Genomic DNA, 1,577 nt, shown 5'->3' with positions numbered 1-1,577 from the left:
GGCATGGTCATGACCTCGCCGCAGATGATGACGACGAAGCCGGCGCCGGCCGAGAGCCTGACCTCGCGCACCGGCACGGTGTGGCCGGTCGGGGCGCCGCGCAGGTTCGGGTCGGTCGAGAAGGAATACTGGGTCTTGGCCATGCAGACCGGCAGGTTGCCGTAGCCGGCCTGCTCCCAGGCATGCAGCTGGTCGCGGATCGACTTGTCGGCGATCGCCTCGTCGCCGCGGTAGATGCGCTTGACGATGGTGTTGACCTTCTCGAACAGCGGCATCTCGTCTGGATAGAGCGGCGAGAACTGCGAGGCGCCGGATTCGGCAAGCTTGACCACTCTGTGGGCCAGATCCTCGATGCCGGCAGAACCCTGCGCCCAGTGCTTGCACAGGATCGCATCTGCACCCATCGAGGCGACGAAATCCTTCAGCGCCCTGATCTCGGCGTCGGTGTCGGTGGTGAAGTGGTTGATCGCCACCACCACCGGCACGCCGAACTGGTGCACGTTCTCGATGTGACGGCCGAGGTTGAGGCAGCCCTTCTTGACCGCCTCGATGTCCTCCTTGCCGAGGTCTTCCTTCTTGACGCCGCCATTCATCTTCATGGCGCGCACGGTGGCGACGATGACGGCTGCCGACGGCTTCAAGCCCGCCTTGCGGCATTTGATGTCGAAGAATTTTTCGGCACCCAGATCCGCGCCGAAGCCAGCTTCGGTGACGACGTAGTCGGCGAGCTTCAGCGCCGTCGTGGTGGCGACGACCGAGTTGCAGCCATGCGCGATGTTGGCGAAGGGGCCGCCATGCACGAAGGCCGGGTTGTTCTCCAGCGTCTGCACGAGGTTGGGCTGCATGGCGTCCTTCAAGAGCACGGCCATGGCGCCGTCGGCCTTGAGGTCGCGGGCATAGACCGGCGACTTGTCGCGGCGGTAGGCGACGATGATGTCGCCGAGGCGCTTCTCGAGATCCTTGAGGTCGGTGGCGAGGCACAGGATCGCCATCACTTCGGAGGCGACGGTGATGTCGAAGCCGGCTTCGCGCGGGAAGCCGTTGGCGACGCCGCCCAGCGAGCAGATCATCTCGCGCAACGCGCGGTCGTTCATGTCCATGACACGGCGCCAGACGACGCGGCGGATGTCGATGCCGAGCTCGTTGCCCCAGTAGATGTGGTTGTCGATCAGCGCCGAAAGCAGGTTATGCGCGGTGGTGATGGCGTGGAAGTCGCCGGTGAAGTGGAGGTTCATGTCCTCCATCGGCACGACCTGCGCGTAGCCGCCGCCGGCGGCGCCGCCCTTCATGCCGAAATTCGGGCCGAGCGAGGCCTCGCGGATGCACACGATCGCCTTCTTGCCGATGCGGTTCAGGCCATCGCCGAGGCCGACCGTGGTCGTCGTCTTGCCTTCGCCGGCAGGCGTCGGGTTGATGGCGGTGACCAGGATCAGCTTGCCGTCCCTGTTGCCCTTCACCGACTTGATGAATTCGGCCGAGACCTTCGCCTTGTCATGGCCGTAGGGCAAAAGGTGCTCGTTCGGGATGCCGATCTTGGCGCCGATCTCCTGGATCTGTTTCTTCCTGGCGGCGCGCGC

1 protein-coding gene is annotated in these 1,577 nt (G+C 65.0%); it reads right to left on the bottom strand.

Going from position 1 to position 1,577, the window contains the following annotated elements; all coding sequences use genetic code 11:
• Positions 1–1,577, bottom strand: a 1,577-nt coding sequence (locus EH240_RS36920) for a formate--tetrahydrofolate ligase (RefSeq protein ID WP_125007236.1), incomplete at both ends; no start/stop codon positions are given.

Source organism: Mesorhizobium tamadayense, assembly GCF_003863365.1.
GTDB classification, from domain to species: Bacteria; Pseudomonadota; Alphaproteobacteria; order Rhizobiales; family Rhizobiaceae; genus Mesorhizobium; species Mesorhizobium tamadayense.
This window is presented reverse-complemented; position numbering and strand designations above follow the sequence as displayed.